Annotated in this window: 18 protein-coding genes; 13 read left to right on the top strand and 5 right to left on the bottom strand. The window is 60.7% G+C overall.

The features are described from left to right. Positions 1-3: 3 nt before the first annotated feature. Complete coding sequence (locus tag AC07ZE_RS19270; RefSeq protein ID WP_095192744.1) at positions 4-1,233, top strand: acyl-CoA dehydrogenase; 1,230 nt, start codon at positions 4-6, stop codon at positions 1,231-1,233. A gap of 113 nt (positions 1,234-1,346) precedes the next feature. On the opposite strand, the gene AC07ZE_RS19265 is transcribed toward AC07ZE_RS19270, so the two are convergent. Both AC07ZE_RS19265 and xthA read right to left on the bottom strand, forming a co-directional pair. Next, the gene (locus AC07ZE_RS19265) at positions 1,347-2,687 is read right to left on the bottom strand and encodes a substrate-binding domain-containing protein (protein WP_207266221.1); all 1,341 of its coding nucleotides are present in this window, start codon (positions 2,685-2,687) and stop codon (positions 1,347-1,349) included. A gap of 136 nt (positions 2,688-2,823) precedes the next feature. Further along, complete coding sequence (gene xthA / locus AC07ZE_RS19260; protein ID WP_207266220.1) at positions 2,824-3,636, bottom strand: exodeoxyribonuclease III; 813 nt, start codon at positions 3,634-3,636, stop codon at positions 2,824-2,826. A 301-nt stretch (positions 3,637-3,937) separates the two neighbouring features. Between xthA and AC07ZE_RS19255 the strand changes: the two genes are divergently transcribed. The 7 genes from AC07ZE_RS19255 to AC07ZE_RS19225 all read left to right on the top strand — a co-directional run bounded on the left by AC07ZE_RS19255 (position 3,938) and on the right by AC07ZE_RS19225 (position 15,079). Then, positions 3,938-4,588 carry a GNAT family N-acetyltransferase gene (locus AC07ZE_RS19255; protein WP_207266219.1) on the top strand — a complete coding sequence of 217 codons (651 nt, stop codon included), beginning with the start codon at positions 3,938-3,940 and terminating at the stop codon, positions 4,586-4,588. A 78-nt stretch (positions 4,589-4,666) separates the two neighbouring features. Beyond that, positions 4,667-6,394 (top strand): autotransporter assembly complex protein TamA, encoded by a 1,728-nt coding sequence (locus AC07ZE_RS19250; protein ID WP_207266218.1) that lies wholly within the window; start codon positions 4,667-4,669, stop codon positions 6,392-6,394. A gap of 11 nt (positions 6,395-6,405) precedes the next feature. Then, a complete protein-coding gene (locus tag AC07ZE_RS19245) occupies positions 6,406-10,086 on the top strand; it encodes a translocation/assembly module TamB domain-containing protein (RefSeq protein ID WP_207267854.1) in 3,681 nt (1,226 codons plus the stop codon). A gap of 237 nt (positions 10,087-10,323) precedes the next feature. After that, positions 10,324-10,806: a MarR family winged helix-turn-helix transcriptional regulator gene (locus tag AC07ZE_RS19240; RefSeq protein ID WP_207266217.1), complete on the top strand. Its 483-nt coding sequence runs from the start codon at positions 10,324-10,326 to the stop codon at positions 10,804-10,806. Beyond that, positions 10,796-12,265 carry an efflux transporter outer membrane subunit gene (locus AC07ZE_RS19235; protein WP_207266216.1) on the top strand — a complete coding sequence of 490 codons (1,470 nt, stop codon included), beginning with the start codon at positions 10,796-10,798 and terminating at the stop codon, positions 12,263-12,265. The genes AC07ZE_RS19240 and AC07ZE_RS19235 overlap by 11 nt, the downstream gene beginning before the upstream one ends. Before the next feature lie 15 nt (positions 12,266-12,280). Further along, positions 12,281-13,483 carry an HlyD family secretion protein gene (locus AC07ZE_RS19230; RefSeq protein ID WP_207266215.1) on the top strand — a complete coding sequence of 401 codons (1,203 nt, stop codon included), beginning with the start codon at positions 12,281-12,283 and terminating at the stop codon, positions 13,481-13,483. A gap of 63 nt (positions 13,484-13,546) precedes the next feature. After that, on the top strand, positions 13,547-15,079 hold the full coding sequence (locus tag AC07ZE_RS19225; RefSeq protein WP_207266214.1) for a DHA2 family efflux MFS transporter permease subunit: 1,533 nt from the start codon (positions 13,547-13,549) through the stop codon (positions 15,077-15,079). Between the two features lie 126 nt (positions 15,080-15,205). On the opposite strand, the gene lpxH is transcribed toward AC07ZE_RS19225, so the two are convergent. Both lpxH and AC07ZE_RS19215 read right to left on the bottom strand, forming a co-directional pair. Further along, entirely contained in the window at positions 15,206-15,958 is a 753-nt protein-coding gene (gene lpxH, locus AC07ZE_RS19220) for a UDP-2,3-diacylglucosamine diphosphatase (protein WP_207266213.1), read from the bottom strand. Further along, positions 15,955-16,458 carry a peptidylprolyl isomerase gene (locus AC07ZE_RS19215; RefSeq protein WP_095192734.1) on the bottom strand — a complete coding sequence of 168 codons (504 nt, stop codon included), beginning with the start codon at positions 16,456-16,458 and terminating at the stop codon, positions 15,955-15,957. The genes lpxH and AC07ZE_RS19215 overlap by 4 nt, the downstream gene beginning before the upstream one ends. A 250-nt stretch (positions 16,459-16,708) precedes the next feature. Here AC07ZE_RS19215 and AC07ZE_RS19210 point away from each other — a divergent pair, with 250 nt between their 5' ends. Both AC07ZE_RS19210 and cysS read left to right on the top strand, forming a co-directional pair. After that, a complete protein-coding gene (locus tag AC07ZE_RS19210; RefSeq protein WP_095192733.1) occupies positions 16,709-18,406 on the top strand; it encodes a glutamine--tRNA ligase/YqeY domain fusion protein in 1,698 nt (565 codons plus the stop codon). 20 nt (positions 18,407-18,426) lie between these two features. After that, positions 18,427-19,809 (top strand): cysteine--tRNA ligase, encoded by a 1,383-nt coding sequence (gene cysS, locus AC07ZE_RS19205; RefSeq protein WP_137805763.1) that lies wholly within the window; start codon positions 18,427-18,429, stop codon positions 19,807-19,809. 218 nt (positions 19,810-20,027) lie between these two features. Here cysS and AC07ZE_RS19200 read toward each other — a convergent pair whose 3' ends face one another. Then, positions 20,028-21,860 (bottom strand): sigma-54-dependent Fis family transcriptional regulator, encoded by a 1,833-nt coding sequence (locus AC07ZE_RS19200; RefSeq protein ID WP_207266212.1) that lies wholly within the window; start codon positions 21,858-21,860, stop codon positions 20,028-20,030. 353 nt (positions 21,861-22,213) lie between these two features. On the opposite strand from AC07ZE_RS19200, the gene AC07ZE_RS19195 reads away from it, so the two are divergent. From AC07ZE_RS19195 to AC07ZE_RS19185, 3 genes are read left to right on the top strand one after another with little or no spacing between them, the layout of a single operon-like run. Next, positions 22,214-23,308: an ABC transporter ATP-binding protein gene (locus tag AC07ZE_RS19195; RefSeq protein ID WP_207266211.1), complete on the top strand. Its 1,095-nt coding sequence runs from the start codon at positions 22,214-22,216 to the stop codon at positions 23,306-23,308. Next, on the top strand, positions 23,308-24,423 hold the full coding sequence (locus tag AC07ZE_RS19190) for an ABC transporter ATP-binding protein (RefSeq protein ID WP_137805761.1): 1,116 nt from the start codon (positions 23,308-23,310) through the stop codon (positions 24,421-24,423). Before AC07ZE_RS19195 ends, AC07ZE_RS19190 begins: the two co-directional genes overlap by 1 nt. Further along, positions 24,420-25,286 carry a carbohydrate ABC transporter permease gene (locus AC07ZE_RS19185; RefSeq protein ID WP_056854628.1) on the top strand — a complete coding sequence of 289 codons (867 nt, stop codon included), beginning with the start codon at positions 24,420-24,422 and terminating at the stop codon, positions 25,284-25,286. Before AC07ZE_RS19190 ends, AC07ZE_RS19185 begins: the two co-directional genes overlap by 4 nt.

The raw sequence follows: 25,286 nt of genomic DNA, 5'->3' as shown, positions 1-25,286 counted from the left end.
CCCATGGATTTCGCTTATTCGCCCAAGGTGCAAGAACTGCGTGAGCGCGTGACCGCGTTCATGGACACCTACGTCTATCCCGCCGAAGCCGTGTTCGAGCGCCAGGTTGCCGAAGGCGATCGCTGGCAGCCGACCGCGATCATGGAAGAACTCAAACTCAAGGCCAAGGCCGAAGGCCTGTGGAATTTGTTTCTGCCTGAGTCCGAGCTCGGCGCCGGCCTGACCAACCTCGAATACGCGCCGCTGGCGGAAATCATGGGTCGCTCGCTGCTGGGCCCCGAGCCGTTCAACTGCTCGGCGCCGGACACCGGCAACATGGAAGTGCTGGTGCGTTATGCCAACGAAGAACAGAAGCAGCGCTGGCTGGAGCCGCTGCTGCGCGGTGAAATCCGCTCGGCGTTCGCCATGACCGAACCGGACGTTGCGTCCTCCGATGCCACCAACATGGCGGCCCGCGCGGTGCGTGATGGCGATGAGTGGGTCATCAACGGCAAGAAATGGTGGACTTCCGGCGCCTGTGACCCACGTTGCAAGATCCTGATCTTCATGGGGCTGAGCAATCCCGACGCGCCACGCCACGCGCAACACTCGATGATTCTGGTGCCGGTCGATACCCCCGGCGTGAAGATCGTGCGTCCGCTGCCGGTGTTCGGTTATGACGATGCACCCCACGGTCACGCCGAGGTGCTGTTTGAAAATGTACGGGTGCCGTACGAAAACGTCCTGCTGGGCGAAGGACGCGGCTTCGAGATTGCTCAAGGTCGCCTTGGCCCTGGCCGGATTCACCACTGCATGCGCTCGATCGGCATGGCTGAGCGCGCGCTGGAACTGATGTGCAAACGCTCGGTAAACCGCACCGCGTTCGGCAAACCGCTGGCGCGCCTGGGCGGCAACATCGACAAGATCGCCGACTCGCGGATGGAAATCGACATGGCTCGCCTGTTGACCTTGAAAGCGGCATACATGATGGACACCGTCGGCAACAAAGTGGCAAAGAGCGAAATCGCGCAGATCAAGGTGGTGGCGCCGAACGTGGCCTTGCGGGTGATCGACCGGGCGATCCAGATCCATGGCGGGGCAGGGGTGTCGAACGATTTCCCGCTGGCCTACATGTATGCGATGCAGCGCACCCTTCGCCTGGCCGACGGCCCGGATGAAGTGCACCGCGCGGCGATCGGCAAGTTCGAAATCGGCAAGTACGTGCCGAAAGAGATGCTGCGTAGCGGGCAGTAAGTCCGCAGCGGCTTCCATCGTCAGCAGGCTGGCTCCCACAGGTTCAGTGTGATCCCTGTGGGAGCCAGTCTGCTGGCGATGGCGTCGATAAACTCAATACATCAACATCAGCTTCAATACACCCAAACCTCAACCCGCCGGTTCTTGATCCGACCTTCATCCGCGTTGTTGGCCGCCACCGGCATTTCGGCACCGAAGCCGCGAATTTCGCGCAGCACCACGCCGCTTTTCACCAGTTCCCGCCGCACCGCCATGGCCCGCAGTTTCGACAACAGGTCGGCACGCGCCGGGTCGCTCTTGGCATCGCCAAAACCCACCAGCGTGACTTGCCGATCGGTTTTGTCATGCTGCTTTATATAGTCGAGTACCCGCGACAGGTCCTGCCGGGCCTTATTGTCGAGGCTGGCGCTGCCTTCTTCGAAGCGAAAGTTGACGCTCAGTCGTTGGGCGTGGCGGCTGAGCCCCTGATAGCCCTCGGGCATCAGTGCGTTGGGGGTGACGGCCATGGCCTGCACGGTCTGGGCGATGAAACCGTTGGCGGCAACGATCGCCTGGCCCTGGCTGCTTTGGGCGAAGGCCACCAGTGCCTCGGCCCAGGGATTTTTCCCGTTTGGCGGCAGGTAAAAGAACAAGCGGCGGGATAGCGGATAGTCTTCGGTGGCAATCAGGCTGCCCTGCGGCAGCATGGCCTGGGATTGACCATCGACAATCGCTACGGCTTTGGCCTGGCGCACGTAAGGCAGACCAATAAAGCCTATGCCTTGCGGGTCGAGGCTGACGGCGTCGGACAACTGTTCGCTGGACTCGAAGCGTTTCGCGACACTGCTGAGGGATTTTCCGTGGCCACTGAGGACCAGTTCCTTGAAGGTGTCGTAGGTGCCGGATTGATCATCCCGCGCATACAGATGAATCGTCCCGCCGCTGCCGCCGAGTTCTTCCCAGGTTTTGACTTCGCCACTGAAAATACGCGCCAGTTGCACGGTGTCGAGTTGGTTCAGCGGGTTCTGCGGGTGAAGGATGATCGCCAGGCCGTCGATGGCGATGACCTGTTCGGCGCCAGGGCTTTTCAGATCACCCAGCGATTGGAGGTCGCCCACTTCGCGATCCTTGATCGGACGTGATGAGGCTGCCAGGTCGGCGCCGCCGGTTTTCAGCGCGCTGAAGCCGGTGCTGGAACCGTGGGCCGTGAGCTCTACCTCGACCCGGTGTCCCTGTGCGGTTTCACCGACGATCCGCACTTCATTGGCCTTGTCCGGGGCCTCGGCGTGTATTTTGATAAGGCCCTGTTGGCGCATCAAGCCTTCGACCAACGCCGGGCCTAAGGCCGCGCCGATGGTGTTGGAACCCTGGATGCGCAGCACCGGGCCTTTTTCGGGCACCGGTAAATCGCTGGCCGAGGCCGTCAACGGCAGCCAGTTGCACAGTAGCAACAGGAACAACACACGCAGCGTCATGCCGGCACCTTACATTGCGAAAGAGGTGCCGGGAGATTAAGTCAGTAAGGTTTCCGAAATATGACGCTTTCCAGTCTGTGGGAGCGAGCCTGCAACATAGAATCTCCCACAGGAGGGAATTGCATGGTGCTTGTGATCAGCTCAATTCAAGCCAGATCGGCGCATGATCCGAGGGTTTTTCCATGCCGCGCAGCTCGTAGTCCACGCCCGCATCCTTGACCCGCGGCAGCAAGCCGTGGGACGCCAGGATCAAGTCGATGCGCAGACCGCGCTTGGGCTCGTCTTCAAAGCCGCGGCTGCGGTAGTCGAACCAGCTGAAACGATCGGCCACATCCGGGTTGAGGTGACGGAAGCTGTCCACCAGGCCCCAGTTTTTCAAGCGGGCCATCCACTCGCGCTCTTCCGGCAGGAAGCTGCATTTGCCGGTTTTCAGCCAGCGCTTCATGTTGTCCGGACCGATCCCGATGTCGCAGTCTTCCGGGGAAATGTTCACATCGCCCATGACTACCAGCGGCTGCTCGTTCTTGAACTGGCTTTCCAGCAGTTGCTGCAGATCGCTGTAGAAACGTTGCTTGGCCGGGAATTTGGTCGGGTGGTCGCGGCTTTCACCTTGTGGGAAGTAGCCGTTCATGATGGTCACCGGCACACCATTGGCGTCGGCGAATGTGCCCCAGATGAAGCGCCGCTGTGCGTCTTCTTCATCGGTGGCGAAACCTTTGTGCAGGGCCAGTGGCTCCTGACGCGAGAGCAGGGCCACGCCGTAATGCCCCTTTTGCCCATGGAAATACACGTGATAGCCCAGGGCCTTGATTTCGTCGAGCGGAAACTGGTCATCGTGGACCTTGGTTTCCTGCAAGCCGATCACATCGGGCTGGTGCTTTTCAATCAGCGCCGCCAGCTGATGGGGACGGGCGCGCAGCCCGTTGATGTTGAAGGAGACAATCTTCATGGTCGGCAGTCCTGGCAAAAGGGCGATGCTATCTGACATGGTGCAATCGGGCCAGTATTGGGGGAGGGGATTTACAGTCTTCAACCAGAACTTCATCGACAGTGCTGCCGTCTTCGCGGGCAGGCTCGCTCCCACAGGTCAGGAGTCTGGTCTATACCTTTGTGGGAGCGAGCCTGCTCGCGAAGACGGCAGCACATCCAACGCTGATTTTGGATCAGTAGGGAACTGTGCAGGCGCCGCCAGGCTCGTACCCATAAGAAAGAGCGCAGCCACCCGAGCCGCGCCGGGGAGATCAACCGCCATGCCCGAAACCTCCACCGCCATCGCTGATATCCACATGCTCGACAGCGGCTATTCCCGCGAAGCGCGTTCGTTGTTGTACCAGGCTTATCGGCACGAGCCGACGTTCAGTTACCTGTTCGAGTCGGAACGTCCCGGCTATGAACAACGGGTGCGCGCCACCGTACGGGAGCTGGTCAAGCAGCACTTCCTGCAGGATTTGCCGGCCATCGGCCTGTTGGTCAACGATCGTTTGATCGGCATTGCCCTGATCGCGCCACCGCAACGTCGGTTGGGCATCACCGAAAGCTGGGCCTGGCGCCTGCGGATGGTGCTCAGTACTGGCTTTCGCTGCACCCGGCGCTACCTGGAGTATCACGATGCCGTCGCGGCGTGCAGTCCGTCCGACGCGGTGCATGTCCTTCCGTTGCTGGGGGTTCACCCGCAATTCCAGGGCAAACACTTCGGCGAGCAGTTGCTGCAAGCGGTGCATAACTGGTGCGCGGTGGATGAAAGCTCTCAGGGGGTGATGCTCGATACCGGCAATCCGCGCTATCTGGAGTTTTACAAGCGTCAGGGTTATGAGGAAATCGGCGAGGTGGCCGTAGGACCGATTCGCGAGCATGTGTTTTTCCACGCCAACCCTCAGGTGGTACAAACCGCCACGGCTTGAACGGCGAACTTTACAGACGCGCCAGGCTCTATCACGCTCCCATGTTCGTGATCCATGCCCGTGATAGCATCCGCGCCTATGAAGTTTCCAGGAAGAATTACCAGTGGCGTGCTCATGCTGATCAGCAGCTGCGCGGCACTGGCCCAAAGTGAATTGGATGTGCGGATCAAACCGTCCAACGATGCACTGAAAGCCAATATAGAGGGCTATATCGGCAGTCTCGGCGATCGTGATGAAGAAGCCTTGTTGCGCTTCAGTCGTGGCGCCGAGGAGCAGGCGCGCAAGGCTGCCCAGGCCCTGGGTTATTACCAGCCGCAGATCGACAGTGATGTGAAGGGCGGCAAGACGCCGCGCCTGATACTTAACATCGAGCCCGGTGAACCGGTGCATTTGCGCAACGTCACCATCCGCGTCGACGGCCCGGCGGCATCCCTCAAAGCCTTTCGTGTGCCCAAGAGCCATGCGCTGCAAACCGGTGCCGTGCTTAACCATGGCCAGTACGACGACGCCAAGCGCCTGATCCAGAACCAGGCCTCACGCTACGGGTTTTTCAGCGGCCGTTTTACCCGTTCGAAGCTGTCGGTCGACCCGAGGGCCGGTGTGGCCGATATCGAACTGATCTACGACAGCGGCCCGCGTTACTCCCTGGGTAAGGTCAGCTTCGAGGGCGACACGCCGTTCGACGAGGATCTGCTGCAACGCATGGTGCCGTTCAAGGCCGGCACGCCCTATGACGCCGAATTGATCGCCGAACTCAACCAGGCGCTGCAATCGAGTGGCTACTTCGAAGGCGTGCGGGTCGATGCGGCTCCGACGGCATCCAGGGACGATGTGATCCCGGTGGACGTCAAACTGGAAACCCGCAAGCCGCGCACCATGGGTCTTGGTCTTGGCTATTCCACCGACGTCGGCCCCCGGGTCAAGGCCAACTGGACCCGGCATTGGGTCAACCCGCAAGGTCACAGCTACGGTTGGGAGACCGAAATTTCGGCGCCCCGGCAAAACGTCGGGGTGTTCTACGACATCCCCCTGGACCCACCGCTGACCGACAAACTGCGTTTCGCCGGTGGTTATCAGAACGAAGAAATCGCCGACAAGGACAGCCTCAGCAAGTTGCTGACGCTGGGTCCGGAATGGCACAGCAAGTTACCCAGCGGCTGGCAGCGGGTGGTGTCGCTCAAGTGGCAACGCGAAGAATACCGGCTCGGCGACGATTCCGGGCTCAGCACCTTGCTGATGCCCGGCGTGAGTTATTCGTACCTCAAAAGCGACAATCGCATCGATCCACACAACGGCTATCGCCTGGAGTTCGAAACCAAAGTGGCCAAGGAAGGCTTGGGCTCGGACAACAACTTGCTGTACGGCACGGCGCTGGTCAAAGGCCTGACCACGGTGTTCGACAAGCACCGTTTGCTCGGTCGGGTACAGGTCGGCGGCAGTGCCACCAACGGCTATAAATCGATACCGCCTTCGCTGCGGTTCTTTGCCGGTGGCGACCAGAGCGTGCGCGGTTACGACTACCAGAGCCTGTCCCCGGAAAACAACCAGGGCGATCGTATCGGCGGTCGCTACATGGTCACCGCCAGTGCCGAGTATCAATACTCTGTCGCTGAAAAATGGCGGGTTGCAACCTTTATCGACCAAGGCAACGCCTTCAATACCCTCGAATTGCCGAACCTCAAGACCGGGGTCGGTATCGGCGTGCGCTGGGTCTCGCCGGTGGGGCCGATCCGCCTCGACCTGGCCCATGCGATGGACGACGATGGTGGCATTCGACTGCACTTTTCCATGGGGCCTGAGTTGTGAAGCCTGTTTTTGTGAAGCGTGGCTTGAAAGTAACGCTGCTGGCGATCACGGCGCTGCTGCTGTTGGTGGTTTTGGCGCTGACCACGGTGCTGGGTACGGCAACGGGCAGTCGCTGGGCGCTGGGGTTTGTACCGGGGCTGAGCCTGGATAATTTCCAGGGTCGCTTGGGCGGACAGTGGAGCGCCGACCGTGTTCTGTGGCAGCAAGACACCCTCCAGGTCGAACTCAATAAAGTCATTTTTGCCTGGTCGCCGTTGTGCCTGACGCGCATGACCTTATGTATCGAGCAGTTGAAGGCCGATCAGGTCAGCCTGCAATTGCCGCCCGGTGCGCAGGAAGAGAGCAGCGGACCGATCAGTCTTCCGGATTTGCAGCTGCCCGTGGCGCTCGAATTGGGGGACATTCAGGTCGGCAGCCTGCTGTTCAATGGCAGCGAACAGCTCAAAGGCCTGCAATTGGCGGCGCACTGGACGGTCAACGGCTTGCAGATCGATTCGGTGCAATTGCAGCGCGATGAACTGAGCCTGAATCTGTCCGGTTTGCTGCAGCCGACCGGCAACTGGCCGCTCAAGGCTGAAGGCAAATTAACCCTGCCGACGCCGGGTGCTGAACCGTGGGCGCTGGCGCTGGCGCTGAAGGTCGATGGCGACCTGCTCAAAACCCTGAATCTGAAAGCCGACAGCAGCGGCTATCTGAACGGACAGCTGAGCGGCGAACTGCAACCGCTGGTGGAGAACCTGCCAGCCAAAGTGCGTATCACCGCCGACGGCTTCAAGGCCAGCGCCGACCTGCCGGACACGCTGTTACTCAATCAGCTTGAGGTCAGCGGAGTTGGCGATCTGAAAAGCGGTTATCAGTTGCTCGGTAAAGCCACGTTGCCTGCCGAGCAAGGCCCGGTGGCGCTGCTGCTGCAAGGCAAGGTCGACGCCAACGGCGCGCAGATCGCCGCGCTGGATTTGACGGCCAGCGACAAGCAAAGCCTCAAGGTCACCGGGCAACTGGACTGGAGCAAAGGCTTGAGTGCCGAAGCGAAAGTCGATTGGCTGGACTTCCCGTGGCACCGTCTTTATCCGCTCATTGACGAACCGGAAGTGGCCTTGCGCACCTTCAAGAGCGAAGTCTCCTACACCGACGGCAAGTACCTCGGCCACTTCGATGCCGCTCTGGATGGCCCGGCCGGTGCATTCAGCCTGACCAGCCCGTTCGCCGGCGACCTGACGAAAGTCTATCTGCAACAGATTCAATTGACCGCCGGGCAGGGTAAGGCCGACGGGCACCTGAACCTGCAATTCGCCGATGGCATTGCCTGGGATACCGCGCTGGATCTTTCGGCGATCAACCCGGCGTACTGGGTCGCTGAGCTGCCGGGCACCCTCGCCGGACCGTTGCGCAGCAAAGGCGAAATGAAGAATGAAACGCTCAGCCTCAACGCCGATCTCGATCTGAAGGGCAAACTGCGTGGCCAACCGGCCGTATTGCAAGCCAAGGCCGAGGGCAGCGGTGAGCAATGGAATCTGAACGCGCTGCAGATTCGCCTCGGTGATAACAGCATCAACGGCAAGGGCAGCCTGCAACAGAAACTTGCCGGGCAGATCGACATCAAGTTGCCACGCCTGGCTCAACTCTGGCCGCAATTGCGTGGCCAGATCAATGGCCGGGTCGATGTCGCCGGCACGCTCAAGGCCCCACAAGGCAAGCTCGGGCTGCAAGGTTCGCAACTGGCATTCGCCGATCATCGCCTGCAAAGCCTGAACCTGGACGCCACCCTCGACAGTGCACAACGGGCGAAAATCGACCTCAAGGGCAGCGGCATCCAGACTGGCGATACTTCGCTCGGCACCTTGACCGCCAGCGGCCAGGGCGACATCAAGAACCAGAAGCTGAACCTCGACCTGCAAGGGCCGAAGCTGAAACTCGCCCTCGGGCTGGACGGCGCGCTGGACAAGGGCAATTGGCGCGGACGCCTGGCCAGCGGGGATATTCAGGCCGGAGGCCAGGACTGGAAACTGCAAGGCCCGGCGAAGCTGGAACGCCTGGCCGACGGCAAGATCAACTTCGGCGCCCATTGCTGGATGTCCGGGCCGGCCAGTCTGTGCGGTGAGGATCAGCGCTTGATGCCTGAACCGAAGCTGCGTTATCACCTCAAGCAATTTCCCATCGATAGCCTCGCCCAGTGGTTGCCGAAGGATTTTGCCTGGCAGGGCCGACTCAACGCTGACGTGCAATTGGATGTTCCGGCCAGCGGCCCGAATGGCCAGATCAGCATCGACGCCAGTGGCGGCACGTTGCGGGTCAAGGAAAAGGACCAGTGGCTGGACTTCCCGTACCAGACCCTGAAACTCACCAGCACACTCACGCCCAAGCGCATCGATACCGATCTGAACTTCGTCGGCGGCAGACTCGGCGAACTGATGGTGCAGGCGCAGATCAACCCGCTGGCGAACAACAAACCCATCAGCGGTTCCTTCCGCTTGAGCGGCCTGGACCTGTCGGTGGCGCGTCCGTTCGTGCCCATGGTCGAGAAACTGACCGGGCGCTTGAACGGCAGCGGCACCCTTGCAGGCACGCTGCTGGCACCGCAGGTCAACGGCAATCTGCTGCTCAGCGATGGCGAGATGTCCGGGCCGGAGTTGCCGATGGAGATCGAGGCTTTGCAGCTGCGGGCGGTGATCGCCGGTGAAACCGTGCAGCTTGACGGCGGCTGGAAAAGTGGCAAGACCGGGCAGGGCAGCCTTAACGGCAACATCGCCTGGGGCCAGGCACTGGTGGTGGACCTGGCGCTCAAGGGCTCGCAATTGCCGGTCACTGTCGAACCCTACGCCAAGCTTGAAGTGGCGCCGGACCTGAACATCTCGATCAAGGACGACAAGCTCGCGGTCGCCGGTAAAGTGCGGGTGCCCAAAGGTGATATCACCATTCGCGAGTTGCCGCCGACGACGGTCAAGGTCTCCGATGACACGGTGATCGTCGGCCAGCAAACCGAAGAGGGCAAACCACCGATGGCCACGGTCATGGACATCGATGTGGTGGTCGGAGAGGAAAAACTGAGCTTTGCCGGTTTCGGCCTTACGGCGAACCTGCAAGGTCATGTGCACATCGGTGACAACCTGGATACCCGTGGCGAGCTTTGGCTCAACGATGGACGTTATCGTGCCTACGGCCAGCGCCTGACGGTGCGTCGGGCGCGTTTGCTGTTTGCAGGTCCCATCGACCAGCCGTATCTCGATATCGAGGCGATCCGCCAGACCGATGATGTCATCGCCGGTATTCGCTTGAGCGGCAGTGCCGAGCAGCCGACCACGCAAATCTTCTCCGAGCCGGCCATGAGCCAGGAGCAGGCGTTGTCTTACCTGGTGCTGGGGCGTCCACTGAGCACCAGTGGCGAGGACAACAACATGCTTGCCCAGGCCGCGCTCGGGTTGGGGCTGATGGGCAGTTCCGGGGTGACCGGCGGCCTGGCGAAGAACCTGGGCATCGAGGATTTTCAACTCGATACCCAGGGCAGCGGCAACACCACCAGCGTGGTCGCCAGCGGCAACCTCTCGGAAAAGCTCAGCCTGCGCTATGGCGTCGGCGTGTTCGAACCGGCCAATACCATCGCCTTGCGCTACAAGCTGAGCAAAAAGGTCTACCTCGAAGCGGCGGGCGGCGTGGCCAGTTCGCTGGACATCTTCTACAAGCGGGATTTCTAGACCCCGTTTTCTTACATAAACCGAGTCGCTCCCTTCGCGAGCCAGCCCGCTCCCACAAGGATCACACCGTACCTGTGGGTGCGGGCTTGCTCGCGAAGGCGTCATATAGGCCAACTGAAATTCCGACACCATTGGTCAACTAATTGCTAAGCAACCTAACTATTACGTTGACATTGGCTGCCTAGGCAGTAACATCTTGACATACATTCACTGCCTAGGCAGCTAATTGGTGGTCAGATGAAGCATTTCACCCCGGACAACTTCCACAATTGCCATCTCGGTCTCTTGCTCGGACGCGCTGCGCTGCTCAAGGACCGGATCATCGACACGCACATGGAGCCCCACGGCATCACCGCCGCGCAGTTCAAGGTGTTGATCATCATGGCCCAGTTCGGCGTCGATTCACCGGGCGAGCTGTGCCGGCACTTGTCGCTGGACAGCGGTTCGATGACCCGCATGCTCGATCGCCTGGAACAGAAAGGTTTCCTCGCCCGCCAACGCTCCGAAGCGGACCGCCGCCAGGTGCGGCTGGTGTTGACCGAAGAAGGGCAGCATCTGGCCGACCGCCTGCCGCATATCGGTGCCGATGCCATGAACGAACTGGCCGGCGCTGTCACCCCGGAAGAACTGCAAACCCTGGAACAGATCCTGAAGAAAATCTTGCTGGCCGCCGGTGACTCGATCACGGTGCTGCGCTTAGGTGGCAATCATGAACAGTAAAGCCCTGCGCACCGGCCTGAGCCTGGTGCTGTTGGCCATGAGCCTGGGCGGTTGCGCCAATTACAGCGGCCTGACCACCGAAGGCGTCAGCCTCGATGCGAAAAGCCTCAAGGCCGGGCAAACCCTGAGCGGCGTCACTTTGTCGCCGGCGGCCTGGCCGAAAAGTGACTGGTGGAAAAGCCTCGGCGATCCGCAACTTGACGGCCTGATCCGCGAAGCCCTGCACGATAGCCCGGACATGCAGATCGCCGACGCCCGCGCCCATCAGGCCAGCGCCGCTGCCTCCGCCGCCGATGCCGAACGGATGCCGACCCTCGATGCCAGCGCCGGCGTCAGCCGATCACGGCTGGCCCGCGATCAGGATCCACGAGGCGAGGGCGATGCTTACTCGTCCGTGCGTAACATCGGCGCCAGCTTCAATTACAACTTCGACCTCTGGGGTGGCCAGCGTGATGCCTGGGAAGCCGCGCTGGGCCAGGCCCGCGCTGCCGAAGTCGACCAGCAGGCCGCACAGCTGACCCTCTCCGCCGACGTGGCCCGCGCCTACAGCGATCTGGGGCAGGCGCATATTGTCTATGACCTGTCCGCCGAAGACCTCAAACGCACCCAACAAATGCTTGACCTGAGTAAGCGTCGCCTGAGTGCCGGGATCGACAGCCAGTACCAGTTCCAGCAGAGCGAAAGCCTGGAAGCCACTTCAGAAGCCAATCTGATTGACGCCGATAAACGCCTGCAAAGCGCGAAGATTGCCCTGGCCGTGCTGCTCGGCAAAGGCCCGGATCGCGGCAATGAAATCGCTCGGCCGCAAATCCTCAAGGCCAGCGCCGTTTCCTTGCCGTCCGTGCTGCCGGCCGAGTTGCTCGGTCGACGTCCGGACCTGGTGGCGGCGCGCTGGCGGGTCGAGGCAGCGAGCAAGAACATCGACGCCGGCAAAACCCGCTTCTATCCCAACCTCAATCTGAGTGCCGCCGTCGGTGCCGAGTCGTTGCTGGGTGATGCGATGTTCGGATCGGCCAGCCGTTTCTTCAACATTGCGCCGACGATTTCCGTGCCGATTTTCGACGGTGGCCGCCTGCGTGCCGACCTCGATGCCCGCGATGCCGATTACGACCTCGCGGTGGCGCAGTACAACAAAAGTCTGGTCAAAGCGCTGGGGGATGTCAGTGACAACATCAACCAGTTGCGCGATATCGGTCGGCAAATCGCTGCCCAGCAGCACGCCACCGACATCGCCCAGGACTCTTACAACACCGTGGTCCAGCGGTACGGTTCCGGCATCGGTAATTACCTGGACGTGCTCAGCATCGAACAGCAATTGCTCCAGGCCCAGCGTCAGCTGGCCAACCTGAATGCCGAGCAGATCGACCTGTCGATCCAACTGATGCAGGCGCTGGGCGGCGGATTTCAGCCTGAGGCCATTGCCTCGGCCGGCACCGCTCCAGTCACGCTGACTCACTGATTCAAGGTACTTGTCATGGCCATTGCCGATACAACTCAAACGTCTGAAAACTCTCCCGGCAACCCTAATGCGGGCAAGCGTAAATTCATGTTGCTGGCCCTTGCCGTGCTGGTCGCACTGAGCGGCGCCGGTGTCTGGGCATACCACGAATTCTACGGGCGCTGGAGCGAAAGCACCGACGACGCCTACGTCAACGGCAACGTGGTGGAAATCACCCCGCTGGTCACCGGCACTGTGGTGAGTATCGGTGCCGACGATGGCGATCTGGTTCAGGAAGGCCAGGTGCTGGTGAATTTCGACCCGAACGACGCCCAAATCGGTCTGCAAAATGCCCAGGCCCAACTGGCGCGTACCGTGCGCCAGGTGCGCGGCTTGTACAGCAACGTCGACGGCATGAAAGCCCAGGTCAATGCGCAGCAAGCCGAAGTGCAGAAGGCTCAGGACAACTTCAATCGACGGAAAAACCTTGCAGCCGGCGGGGCGATTTCCCAGGAAGAACTGTCCCACGCCCGCGACGACCTGACCTCGGCGCAAAACGCCCTGGCCAACGCCAAACAACAACTCAAGACCACCAGCGCATTGGTGGATGACACCGTGGTCTCGTCCCATCCGGACGTGATGGCCGCCGCCGCGCAATTGCGTCAGGCCTACCTGAACAATGCCCGCAGCACCTTGATCGCCCCAGTGACCGGCTATGTGGCCAAGCGCACCGTTCAACTCGGTCAGCGCGTGCAACCGGGCACTGCGCTGATGGCGGTGATCCCGCTGGATCAACTGTGGATCGACGCCAACTTCAAGGAAACCCAACTGCGTGACATGCGCATCGGCCAGCCCGTGGAGATCGAAACCGACCTCTATGGCAGCGACGTGAGATACAGCGGCACCATCGACAGCCTAGGCGCCGGCACCGGTAGCGCGTTTGCCTTGCTGCCGGCACAGAACGCCACCGGTAACTGGATCAAGATCGTGCAGCGGGTGCCGGTGCGGATTCACGTCAATGCCCAGGAGCTTGCCAAGCACCCCTTGCGGGTCGGCCTGTCGACCGTGGTCGATGTGGACCTGCGCGACCAGAGCGGCCCGGTGCTGGCGCAACAGCCACCGCAGAAGGCTTCGTTCACCACCAACATCTATGACCGTCAGTTGGCCGAGGCCGACGCGATGATCACTCAGCTGATTCACGATAACAGCGCCGCAGTCAGCAAGACCGCGCAACGCTGATTCGCCAATCTGCCATCCCACAGGGTGAGCTGCGACCGACCGTCTGGTTTCAAAGGATTCGCGATGAGCAATAACGCTTCTTTCACGCCCCCCAGCCTGCTGCTCAGCACCATCGGTCTGTCGCTGGCGACCTTCATGCAAGTGCTCGATACCACCATCGCCAACGTGGCGTTGCCGACGATCTCCGGCAACCTCGGCGTGAGCTCCGAGCAGGGCACCTGGGTGATCACCTCGTTTGCCGTGAGTAACGCCATCGCCTTGCCGTTGACCGGTTGGCTCAGCCGGCGTTTCGGCGAGGTGAAGTTGTTTGTCTGGGCGACCCTGCTGTTTGTGCTCGCGTCGTTCCTGTGCGGGGTCTCCACCTCGATGCCGGAGCTGGTGGGCTTTCGGGTCCTGCAAGGGGTGGTGGCGGGGCCGTTGTATCCGATGACCCAGACGCTGCTGATTGCGGTCTATCCCCCGGCAAAAAGGGGGATGGCCCTGGCACTGTTGGCGATGGTGACGGTGGTGGCGCCGATTGCCGGACCGATCCTCGGTGGCTGGATCACCGACAGTTACAGCTGGCCGTGGATCTTCTTCATCAACGTGCCCATCGGTTTGTTTGCTGCGTGGGTGGTCACGCAACAGATGAAGAAACGTCCGGTGATCACCCGTCGGCAACCCATGGACTATGTGGGCCTGATCGCCTTGATCATCGGTGTCGGTGCTTTGCAGATCGTCCTCGACAAAGGCAACGATGCCGACTGGTTCGAATCGAGCTTCATCATTATCGGCTCGGTGATTTCCGTGGTCGCCCTGGCGTTCTTCGTGATCTGGGAAATGACCGATGAGCATCCGGTGGTGAACCTGCGGCTGTTTGCTCACCGCAACTTCCGCTACGGCACCATCGTGCTGATCCTGGGTTATGCCGGGTTCTTCGGCATCAATCTGATCCTGCCGCAATGGCTGCAGACCCGCCTGGGCTACACCGCGACCTGGGCCGGTTTCGCCGTGGCGCCGCTGGGCATCCTGCCGGTGCTGCTGTCACCCTTCGTCGGCAAATATGCGCCGCGCTTCGACATGCGCTTGCTGGCGGGGCTGGCCTTCCTGGCCATCGGCCTGAGCTGTTTCATGCGCGCCGGTTTTACCAACGAGGTGGATTTCCAGCACATCGCCATGGTGCAGCTGTTCATGGGCATCGGCGTGGCGCTGTTTTTCATGCCGACCCTGACCATCCTGCTGTCGGACCTGCCGCCGAACCAGATCGCCGACGGCTCTGGTCTCGCCACCTTCCTGCGAACCCTGGGCGGCAGCTTCGCGGCTTCGTTGACCACCTGGATCTGGATCCGCCGCGCCGACCAGCACCACGCGTACCTGACTGAAAGCATCACCCCGTTCGATCCGGCGACCCGCGAGGCCATGACCCATCTGGGCGGGGCGGGGGCCAAGGCGTATACACAGCTGGATCAGATGGTGATCAGCCAGGCGTACATCATGTCCACGGTGGATTACTTCACCTTGCTGGGCTGGATGTTCATGGGCTTGATCTTGATTGTGTGGCTGGCCAAACCACCGTTTACCGCCAAGGCCGGGCCTGCGGCCTCCGCCGGCCACTAAGGCAAAACGCGGTCAAAATGTGGGAGCGGGCTTGCTCGCGAAGGCGGTGCGTCAGATGACATTGATGCAGCTGACACACCGCCTTCGCGAGCAAGCCCGCTCCCACAGGGGATCTGTGTGTGGCGGTCAGTTGGTGGGGGCTGCAAGTTGCGGCGGCGGGATGAAGTCAAACGGCGCCAACGCAAACCCCTGCTCATCGACCTGCAATGCCCAACCCTGTCGATCCCAATCTCCCAGCACAATGCGCCGGGCGGCCTGATCGCCGAGCTGCAACTTGTGGATGGCCGGGCGGTGAGTGTGGCCATGAATCAGGGTTTTTACCCCGTACTGCTGCATGATCCGCGGAATTTCTTCGGGCGTGACATCGACGATGTCATTGGCCTTCATCCGCGTTTGTGCCCGGCTTTCGCTGCGCAGCTTGCGCGCCAGTTTATGCCGGGTGCCCAAAGGCAGATGCCTCAGGATGAACAGGGTGATGGGGTTACGCAGGTAGCGACGCAGCTTCATATAGGCTTCGTCGCGGGTGCACAGGCTGTCGCCGTGCATCAGCAGCACCGGCTCGCCGTTGAATTGCACGACACTCGGGTCTTTCAGCAAGGTGCAGCCGGCCTGTTTGCAGAAGGTCTGGCCGAGCATGAAATCACGATTGCCGTGCATCAGAAAAATGGCCGTGCCGCTGTCGCTCAAATCGCGCAGGGCCTGGCAGATAGAGCGCTGAAAGGGGGTCATGGCGTCGTCGCCAATCCACGCCTCGAAAAAGTCGCCCAGAATGTACAACGCACTCGCCGAGCGGGCGCGTCCGGCGAGCAAATCCAGAAACGCCCGGGTAATGTCCGGGCGCTCCTCTTCCAGATGCAAGTCTGAAATCAGCAATATCACTCAATGATCTCGGCTTTCTCGATGATCACGTCGTCTGCTGGTACATCCTGGTGGCCGGACTTGGAAGTGGTGGCCACGCCTTTGATCTTGTCGACAACGTCGGTGCCGGCAGTCACTTTGCCGAATACCGCGTAACCCCAGCCCTGAACGTTCTTGCCGCTGTGGTTCAGGAAGCTGTTGTCAGCCACGTTGATGAAGAACTGCGCGGAAGCCGAATGCGGCTCCATGGTGCGGGCCATGGCGACGGTGTATTTGTCGTTGGAAAGACCGTTGTCGGCTTCGTTCTGGATGCTTGGACGCTTGTCTTTCTTTTCTTTCATGCCAGGCTCGAAACCGCCGCCCTGGATCATGAAATTACCGATGACACGGTGGAAAACGGTGTTTTCGTAGTGACCGGCTTTGACATATTCGACGAAGTTGGCAACGGTGATCGGTGCCTTTTCAGCGTTCAGTTCAAGGACGATGTCGCCGAAGTTGGTGGTCAATTTGACTTGGGTCATGTTGGCTACTCTTTAAGGAATTCGTGGGTTTCGGGGCAGCAAGGCCCGCAACCGTGTTGGCCGGCTTCGACCAAGGAGCGCAGTTTAGCGCGACGCACGCGAATTTCGAGGCTGTTTTTCGTTTACATCCGATTAAATGCAGCGGTTTTCCGGCCTGCTCTGTCAGCTGCTTGACGGCATCGGCTATGATAGCGGCTTTGTTTTGTCAGGCCCTTACTCCCGGCCACGCACTTGTACGTCCAAGGATCCTATGAGCAAGCCCACTGTCGACCCTACCTCGAACTCCAAGACCGGCCCTGCCGTGCCGGTCAACTTCCTGCGGCCGATCATCCAGGCAGACCTGGACTCGGGCAAGCACACGCAGATCGTCACCCGTTTCCCGCCTGAGCCCAACGGCTACCTGCACATCGGTCACGCCAAGTCGATCTGCGTGAACTTCGGCCTGGCCCAGGAGTTCGGCGGCGTCACGCACCTGCGTTTCGACGACACCAACCCGGCCAAGGAAGACCAGGAATACATCGACGCGATCGAAAGTGATGTCAAATGGCTGGGCTTCGAGTGGGCCGGCGAAGTGCGCTATGCCTCGCAGTATTTCGATCAGTTGCACGACTGGGCCGTCGAGCTGATCAAGGCCGGCAAGGCCTATGTCGACGACCTGACCCCCGAGCAGGCCAAGGAATACCGTGGCAGCCTGACCGAACCGGGCAAGAACAGCCCGTTCCGTGATCGTTCCGTGGAAGAAAACCTCGACTGGTTCGCCCGCATGCGCGCCGGTGAGTTCCCGGACGGCGCACGCGTATTGCGGGCCAAGATCGACATGGCGTCGCCGAACATGAACCTGCGCGATCCGATCATGTATCGCATCCGCCACGCTCACCACCACCAGACCGGTGACAAGTGGTGCATCTACCCCAACTACGACTTCACCCACGGTCAGTCGGACGCCATCGAAGGCATCACCCACTCGATCTGCACCCTGGAGTTCGAAAGTCACCGTCCGCTGTACGACTGGTTCCTCGACAGCCTGCCCGTGCCGGCGCATCCGCGTCAGTACGAGTTCAGCCGCCTGAACCTGAACTACACCATCACCAGCAAGCGCAAGCTCAAGCAGCTGGTGGACGAGGGCCACGTCAACGGTTGGGATGACCCGCGCATGTCCACGCTGTCGGGCTTCCGCCGCCGTGGCTACACGCCGAAATCGATCCGCAACTTCTGCGAAATGATCGGTACCAACCGTTCCGACGGCGTGGTTGACTTCGGCATGCTCGAATTCAGCATCCGCGACGACCTCGACCACAGCGCCCCGCGCGCCATGTGCGTGTTGCGCCCGCTGAAAGTCGTGATCACCAACTACCCGGAAGGCCAGGTCGAGAACCTCGAACTGCCATGCCACCCGAAAGAAGACATGGGCGTGCGTGCGCTGCCATTCGCCCGTGAGATCTACATCGACCGTGAAGATTTCATGGAAGAGCCGCCGAAGGGCTACAAGCGCCTGGAACCGGCCGGCGAAGTGCGCCTGCGCGGCAGCTACGTGATCCGCGCCGACGAAGCGATCAAGGACGCCGACGGCAACATCGTCGAGCTGCGTTGCTCTTACGACCCGGACACCCTGGGCAAGAACCCAGAAGGCCGCAAGGTCAAGGGCGTGATCCACTGGGTGCCGGCCGCCGCCAGCGTCGAGTGCGAAGTGCGTCTGTACGACCGTCTGTTCCGTTCTCCGAACCCGGAGAAGGCCGAAGACAGCGCCAGCTTCCTGGACAACATCAACCCTGATTCACTGCAGGTACTCACCGGTTGTCGTGCCGAACCGTCGCTGGGCAACGCACAGCCGGAAGATCGTTTCCAGTTCGAGCGCGAAGGCTACTTCGTCGCGGATATCAAGGACTCGAAACCCGGTCAGCCGGTATTCAACCGTACGGTGACCCTGCGTGATTCGTGGGGCCAGTGATTTAGTGTCAAGGAATTAAAGTGCTTACGATCTACAACACGCTCACCAAGAGCAAAGAAGTCTTCAAGCCGCTCGATGGCAACAAGGTGCGCATGTACGTGTGCGGCATGACCGTGTACGACTACTGCCACCTGGGCCACGGCCGCAGCATGGTCGCGTTCGACCTGGTGACCCGCTGGCTGCGGTTCAGCGGTTACGACCTGACCTACGTGCGCAATATCACCGACATCGACGACAAGATCATCAATCGGGCCAACGAGAATGGCGAGTCGTTCGAAGCCTTGACCGAGCGCATGATCGCGGCGATGCACGAAGACGAAGCGCGCCTGAACATCAAGAAGCCGGACATGGAACCGCGCGCCACGGATCACATCCCCGGCATGCACGCGATGATCCAGACCCTGATCGACAAGGGGTACGCCTACGCCCCGGGCAACGGCGACGTGTACTACCGCGTCGGCAAGTTCATGGGCTACGGCAAGCTGTCGCGCAAGAAAATCGAAGACCTGCGCATCGGCGCGCGCATCGAAGTCGACGAGTCAAAGCAGGACCCGCTGGACTTCGTGCTGTGGAAAGCTGCCAAGCCGGGCGAGCCGAGCTGGGAATCGCCGTGGGGCGCCGGGCGTCCGGGCTGGCACATCGAGTGCTCGGTGATGTCGACTTGCTGCCTTGGCGAGACGTTCGATATTCATGGCGGCGGCAGCGACCTCGAATTCCCGCACCACGAAAACGAAATCGCCCAGAGCGAAGCGGCCACCGGCAAGACCTACGCCAACGCGTGGATGCATTGCGGCATGATCCGGATCAATGGCGAGAAGATGTCCAAGTCCTTGAACAACTTCTTCACCATCCGCGACGTGCTCGACAAGTACCACCCGGAAGTCGTGCGTTACCTGCTGGTGTCGAGCCACTACCGCAGCGCCATCAACTACTCGGAAGACAACCTCAAGGACGCCAAAGGCGCCCTGGAGCGTTTCTACCACGCGTTGAAAGGCCTGCCGAGCGTGGCGCCGGCGGGCGGCGAAGCGTTCGTCGAGCGTTTCACCCAGGTGATGAACGACGACTTCGGCACGCCGGAAGCCTGTGCGGTGCTGTTCGAGATGGTGCGCGAGATCAACCGCCTGCGTGAGAGCGATCTCGATGCGGCAGCCGGTCTGGCAGCGCGCTTGAAGGAATTGGCCAGCGTACTGGGCGTGTTGCAGCTCGAAGCCGATGATTTCCTGCAAGCCGGTGCCGAAGGGCGCGTGGATGCAGCCGAAGTCGAAGCGCTGATCGCTGCGCGCCTGGCGGCCCGTGCCGCTAAAGACTGGGCCGAATCTGACCGCATCCGCGACCAGCTCACCGCCATGGGCGTGGTGCTGGAAGACGGCAAGGGCGGCACGACCTGGCGTCTGGCTGACTGATTGCTGCACCGGCTGTAAAACAAAACCCGCCTTGTGCGGGTTTTTGTTTATCGGTAGGGCGCTCGGACTGTAGTGCCAAGGCTGACGTCTTCGCGAGCAGGCTCGCTCCCACATTGGATCTTTGTGATATTTGAGTTTTGTGCGCGAGGCAGATCCCCTTTGGGAGCGAGCCTGCTCGCGAAGGTTTAAAGCCAAACACTGCCAGTGCGGCTCGCTCGCTACTCCGCCTGGCGCAACCGCTTGTAAAGGGTATTGCGGCTAACCCCCAGCCGCCGCGCCAGATGGGATATGTTCCCCCCAACCGCCTGCAACTGCCGATTCAACTCCTCGGCATCATCAAGATCCACCACCAGCGACTCCGGCGTCTCCACCGGTTCCATCTCCAGATCGACAAAGAAATCGTCCGGCAAATGCTCCAGCCGCACCGGTTGTTCCTCGGCCATGGCCAGTGCCACCTGCATCACGCTGCTGACCTGGCGCAAATTCCCCGGCCAAGGATGACGATCGAACAACTCCAATACCTCACGGCTCAAACCGGCCCACTGGCTTGGTTCGCGGTGTTGCTCCCACAAACGCTTGAACAGTGCCTGTTTGTCGCTGCGCTCGCGTAGCGGCGGTAATTCCAGGGTCAGGCCGCCAATGCGGTAATACAGATCCTCGCGGAAGCGCCCTAACTGTACCTGTTCGCGCAACGAACGGTTGGTCGCCGAAATGATGCGAATGTCCACCGGGAACAATTCACTGCTGCCCACCGGTTGCACGCAACGTTCCTGCAATACCCGCAACAACCGGGCCTGGGTCGGCAGTGGCATGTCGCCGATTTCGTCGAGGAACAGCGTGCCTTTGTCCGCCTTGCGGATCAGGCCGATGCTGCCTTTCTGGTTGGCGCCGGTGAACGCGCCTTTTTCGTAGCCGAACAACTCGGATTCCACCAGTTCGGCGGGGATCGCCGCACAGTTCACGGCAATGAATGGCTGTTTGCTGCGGGAACTGGCCTGATGCAACGCCTTGACGAAGACTTCCTTGCCGACGCCGGTTTCACCGTGGATCAACAGCGGAATGTCTTTTTCCAGCAGGCGCTCGGCCTGGCGTACGGCTTTTTCCACGCGGCTGTCGCCGAAGTGCAGGGTGTTGAGGCTGATGGCGGCCGGTGCGGTGACGGTGGGCTCACTGAATACCCGAGCCTGGATCGGTGCCTGCTTCGGCCGTTTCAGCAGGCACTGGAAGCGATTGCGCCCGGAGGCCTGGAGCGAGAAGGGCAGGCCTTCGGGTTGATTCAGCAGTTCCAGCAACGAAACCTTGAACAGGCTCTCGACACTGACCCGCGACAAACGCACACCCAGCAGATTGTCGGCACGACGGTTGGCGGACAGCACCTGGCCACTCTCGTCGAAGATCAGCAACCCGGCCCACTGACTGTCGAGGTTGTTCAGGCCGGTGTTGAAGGTCAATTGAAAATGCTGGCCGTGGAACAGGTTGAGGATCAACCGGTTTTCCACGGTCTGACTCATCATCTTGACCATGCCCAGGGTGTGGGACGGCGGCAGGTAGCTGTCGCTGGATACGTCCAGCACCGCGATGACCTTGCGCTCGGCGTCGAAAATCGGCGCGGCCGAGCCGGTCATGAAACGGTTGGCTTTGAGAAAGTGTTCATCGTGTTCGATGTGCACCGCCTGCTCGCAGGCCAGTGCGGTGCCGATGGCGTTGGTCCCGCTGCAACGCTCCATCCAGCTGGCGCCGGCGCTGAAGCCACGGGTCAGACTCGGCTCGATAAAGCGCTGGGTGCCCCAGGACGTCAGCACCTGGCCCTGATTGTCGGCGAGCATGATCAGGCAGTTGGAGTTGCTCAGGATGTTTTCGTAATACGGCAGCACTTCCTGATGGGTGGTCTGCACCAATGAATACTGGCTTTCCAGCAACTGCGCGATGCCTTCGGCGGGCAACTGATCGAATGCCGGGGTGCTTTGATGGTTGAGGCCGAACGCGCGGCAACGTTTCCAGGAGTCCTGGATGATGGCGTCGTGGGATAACGCGGGGGCAGGTGCGGCCATGGCAGTTGCTCTCTGAACCAGCTCTTATTGTTTTTATGGGTGGTACTGCATCACAAACCTGTGGAGGGCGGCAAATTCCCTTGTGGGAGCAAGCCCGCTCTCACATTTTTGCGGCATTGGCCGGACTCCGGGAATGGCAAAAAGCACCCATAGAGTGTTGTTCACTAATGTTCATTGTCAATCGTTGAAGTGTTCAGTTGTTCAGCCGCGGTTGTTCATTTGTGTTCAGCATCGAACGGCATTTCTATCTGAATTTCTTATTTTTCTAATCAAATCAATCGTTTGTGATTTCTGGCACAAATGTCGCTATGTAGCTGCGGTCGCTTGACTCCAAAAACAAAAAAGGCCGAGCCATGTCATTAACCCTGGAGCATGTCAGCCGCACCGTCGAGGGCCAGACCTGGATTGACGATGCGTGCCTGCGTTTCGAACCCGGATCCTTCAACGTTTTGCTCGGGCGCACGCTGTCCGGCAAAACCAGTCTCATGCGCCTGATGGCCGGGCTGGACAAGCCTGACAGCGGTCGCATCCTGATGAATGGCGTCGATGTCACCCAGCGTCCGGTGCGCCTGCGCAACGTGTCGATGGTCTATCAGCAGTTCATCAATTACCCGACCATGACCGTCTTCGAGAACATCGCGTCGCCCTTGCGCCAGGCCGGTGTGTCCAATGAGCAGATCCAGAGCAAAGTGCTGGAAACCGCGAAGATGCTGCGCATCGAGAAATTCCTTAAACGCTATCCTCTCGAACTTTCCGGTGGTCAGCAGCAGCGCACGGCCATGGCCCGGGCGCTGGTCAAGGATGCCGAACTGATCCTGTTCGACGAGCCGCTGGTCAACCTCGACTACAAGTTGCGAGAAGAGCTGCGCCAGGAAATGCGCGAGCTGTTCAAGGCGCACCACACCATCGCCATCTATGCCACCACCGAGCCCAACGAAGCCCTGGCGCTGGGTGGCACCACGACCATCCTTCACGAAGGCCGGGTGGTTCAGAGCGGCAAGTCTTCCGAGGTCTATCACCAGCCGCAGACCGTGCTGGCGGCCGAGCTGTTTTCCGAGCCGCCGATCAACCTGATGCCGGGTCGCATTGCCGGTAACGAAGTGAGCTTCGCCAATTTCGTGCACTTTCCGTTGAACGTCGATTTGCGCCCGGTGGGCGAGGGCGAATTCCGCTTCGGTGTGCGCCCCAGTCATATCTCGCTGGTGCCGAGCAATGACGATGACCTCGAACTGGCGGTGACTGTCGAAGTCGCGGAAATCAGCGGTTCGGAAACCTTCCTGCACGTGCGCAACGAGCATTTCCTGCTGGTGCTGCACCTGCCTGGCGTTCACGAATACGACGTCGATGCGCCGATCCGCATCTACATCCCGACCCATAAACTGTTTGTGTTCGATACGCAGGGGCGGCTGGTTCAGGCGCCGGGCCGGCGTGTCGCGAGGGTTGCCTGATGGCCGAAATCCGTTTGCAGAACCTCGCCCACAGCTACACCAGCACGCCGAGCGGTCCCGAGGATTACGCCATCCGCGAGATGGACCATATCTGGGAGCAGGGTGGCGCCTATGCCTTGCTCGGCCCATCGGGCTGCGGCAAGTCGACCTTGCTCAATATCATTTCCGGATTGCTCAGCCCGTCCCAAGGCCATGTGCTGTTCGATGGCAAAGCGGTCAACAACCTGACCCCGGAAAAACGCAACATCGCCCAGGTTTTCCAGTTTCCGGTGGTCTACGACACCATGACGGTGTTCGACAACCTGGCCTTCCCCCTGCGTAACCAGGGCATGGCCGAGGCGAAAATTCACACCAAGGTGCAGGAAATCGCCGAAGTCCTCGACCTTCAGAACTTGCTGAGCAAAAAGGCCCGCAACCTCACCGCCGACGAAAAACAGAAAGTCTCCATGGGCCGTGGGCTGGTGCGCGATGACGTGTCGGCGATCCTGTTCGATGAACCGCTGACGGTGATCGACCCGCACCTGAAGTGGAAGCTGCGGCGCAAGCTCAAGCAGATCCACGAGCAGTTCAACATCACCATGGTCTACGTCACCCATGATCAGCTGGAGGCTTCGACCTTCGCCGACAAGATCGCCGTGATGTACGGCGGCCAGATCGTGCAGTTCGGCACGCCACGGGAACTGTTCGAGCGGCCGAGTCATACCTTTGTCGGTTATTTCATCGGCAGCCCCGGCATGAACCTGATCGAGGTGCAGCCGCAAACGGGTGGTGTCGGTTTCGCCTCGACCCATTTACCGCTGTCCGAAGCCATGCAAAAGCGCATCGCCGAGTCCTCCTGGCAAACCCTGAAGGTCGGCATTCGGCCAGAGTTTGTCCACGTGTGGGATGAGCCGTTTGATGACGCGCTGCGGGCACAAGTCGTACACGTCGAAGACCTCGGCACCTACAAGATCATGACCCTGAACCTCGACGGCGTGCCGTTGAAAGTGCGTCTGGCCGAAGACAAGCCGGTGCCCGAAGGCACGGCCTACATCAGTTTTCCGGCGCAATGGCTGATGGTCTACGCCGACGAATTCCTCCTCGAAGCACAATCCACCAGTGAGGCGCAGCCATGAACAAGGTGCAGAACAACAAGGCCTGGTGGCTGGTGCTGCCGGTGTTTTTGCTGGTGGCGTTCAGTGCCGTGATCCCGATGATGACCGTGGTCAACTACTCGGTGCAGGACATCTTCGACCAATCCAGCCGCTATTTCGTGGGGGCCGACTGGTACAAGCAGGTGCTGCTCGATCCGCGTCTGCACGACTCGTTGCTGCGCCAGTTCATCTATTCGGCTTGCGTGCTGCTGATCGAAATCCCACTGGGGATCGCGATAGCCCTGACCATGCCGACCAAGGGCCGCTGGTCATCGGTGGTGCTGATCATCCTGGCGATTCCGCTGCTGATCCCGTGGAACGTGGTCGGCACCATCTGGCAGATCTTTGGCCGGGCCGACATTGGCCTGCTCGGTTCCAGTCTCAACGCCATGGGCATCAGCTACAACTACGCGGCGAACACCATGGATGCCTGGGTCACTGTGCTGGTGATGGACGTCTGGCACTGGACGTCGTTGGTGGCGCTGTTGTGCTTCTCCGGCCTGCGGGCGATCCCGGACGTGTACTACCAGGCCGCACGGATTGACCGGGCCTCGGCCTGGGCGGTGTTCCGGCACATCCAGTTGCCCAAGCTCAAGAGCGTGTTGCTGATCGCGGTGATGCTGCGGTTCATGGACAGCTTCATGATCTACACCGAGCCGTTCGTGCTGACTGGCGGCGGACCGGGCAATGCCACGACCTTCCTCAGCCAGACCCTGACGCAAATGGCGATCGGCCAGTTCGACCTCGGCCCGGCCGCGGCGTTTTCGCTGGTGTACTTCCTGATCATCCTGTTGGTGTCCTGGCTGTTCTACACCGCCATGACTCACTCTGACGCCAACCGTTGA

This window comes from Pseudomonas sp. GW101-3H06 (assembly GCF_059424605.1).
The sequence above is the reverse complement of the archived record's forward strand: the minus strand, read 5'-3'. Positions and strand labels throughout refer to the sequence as shown.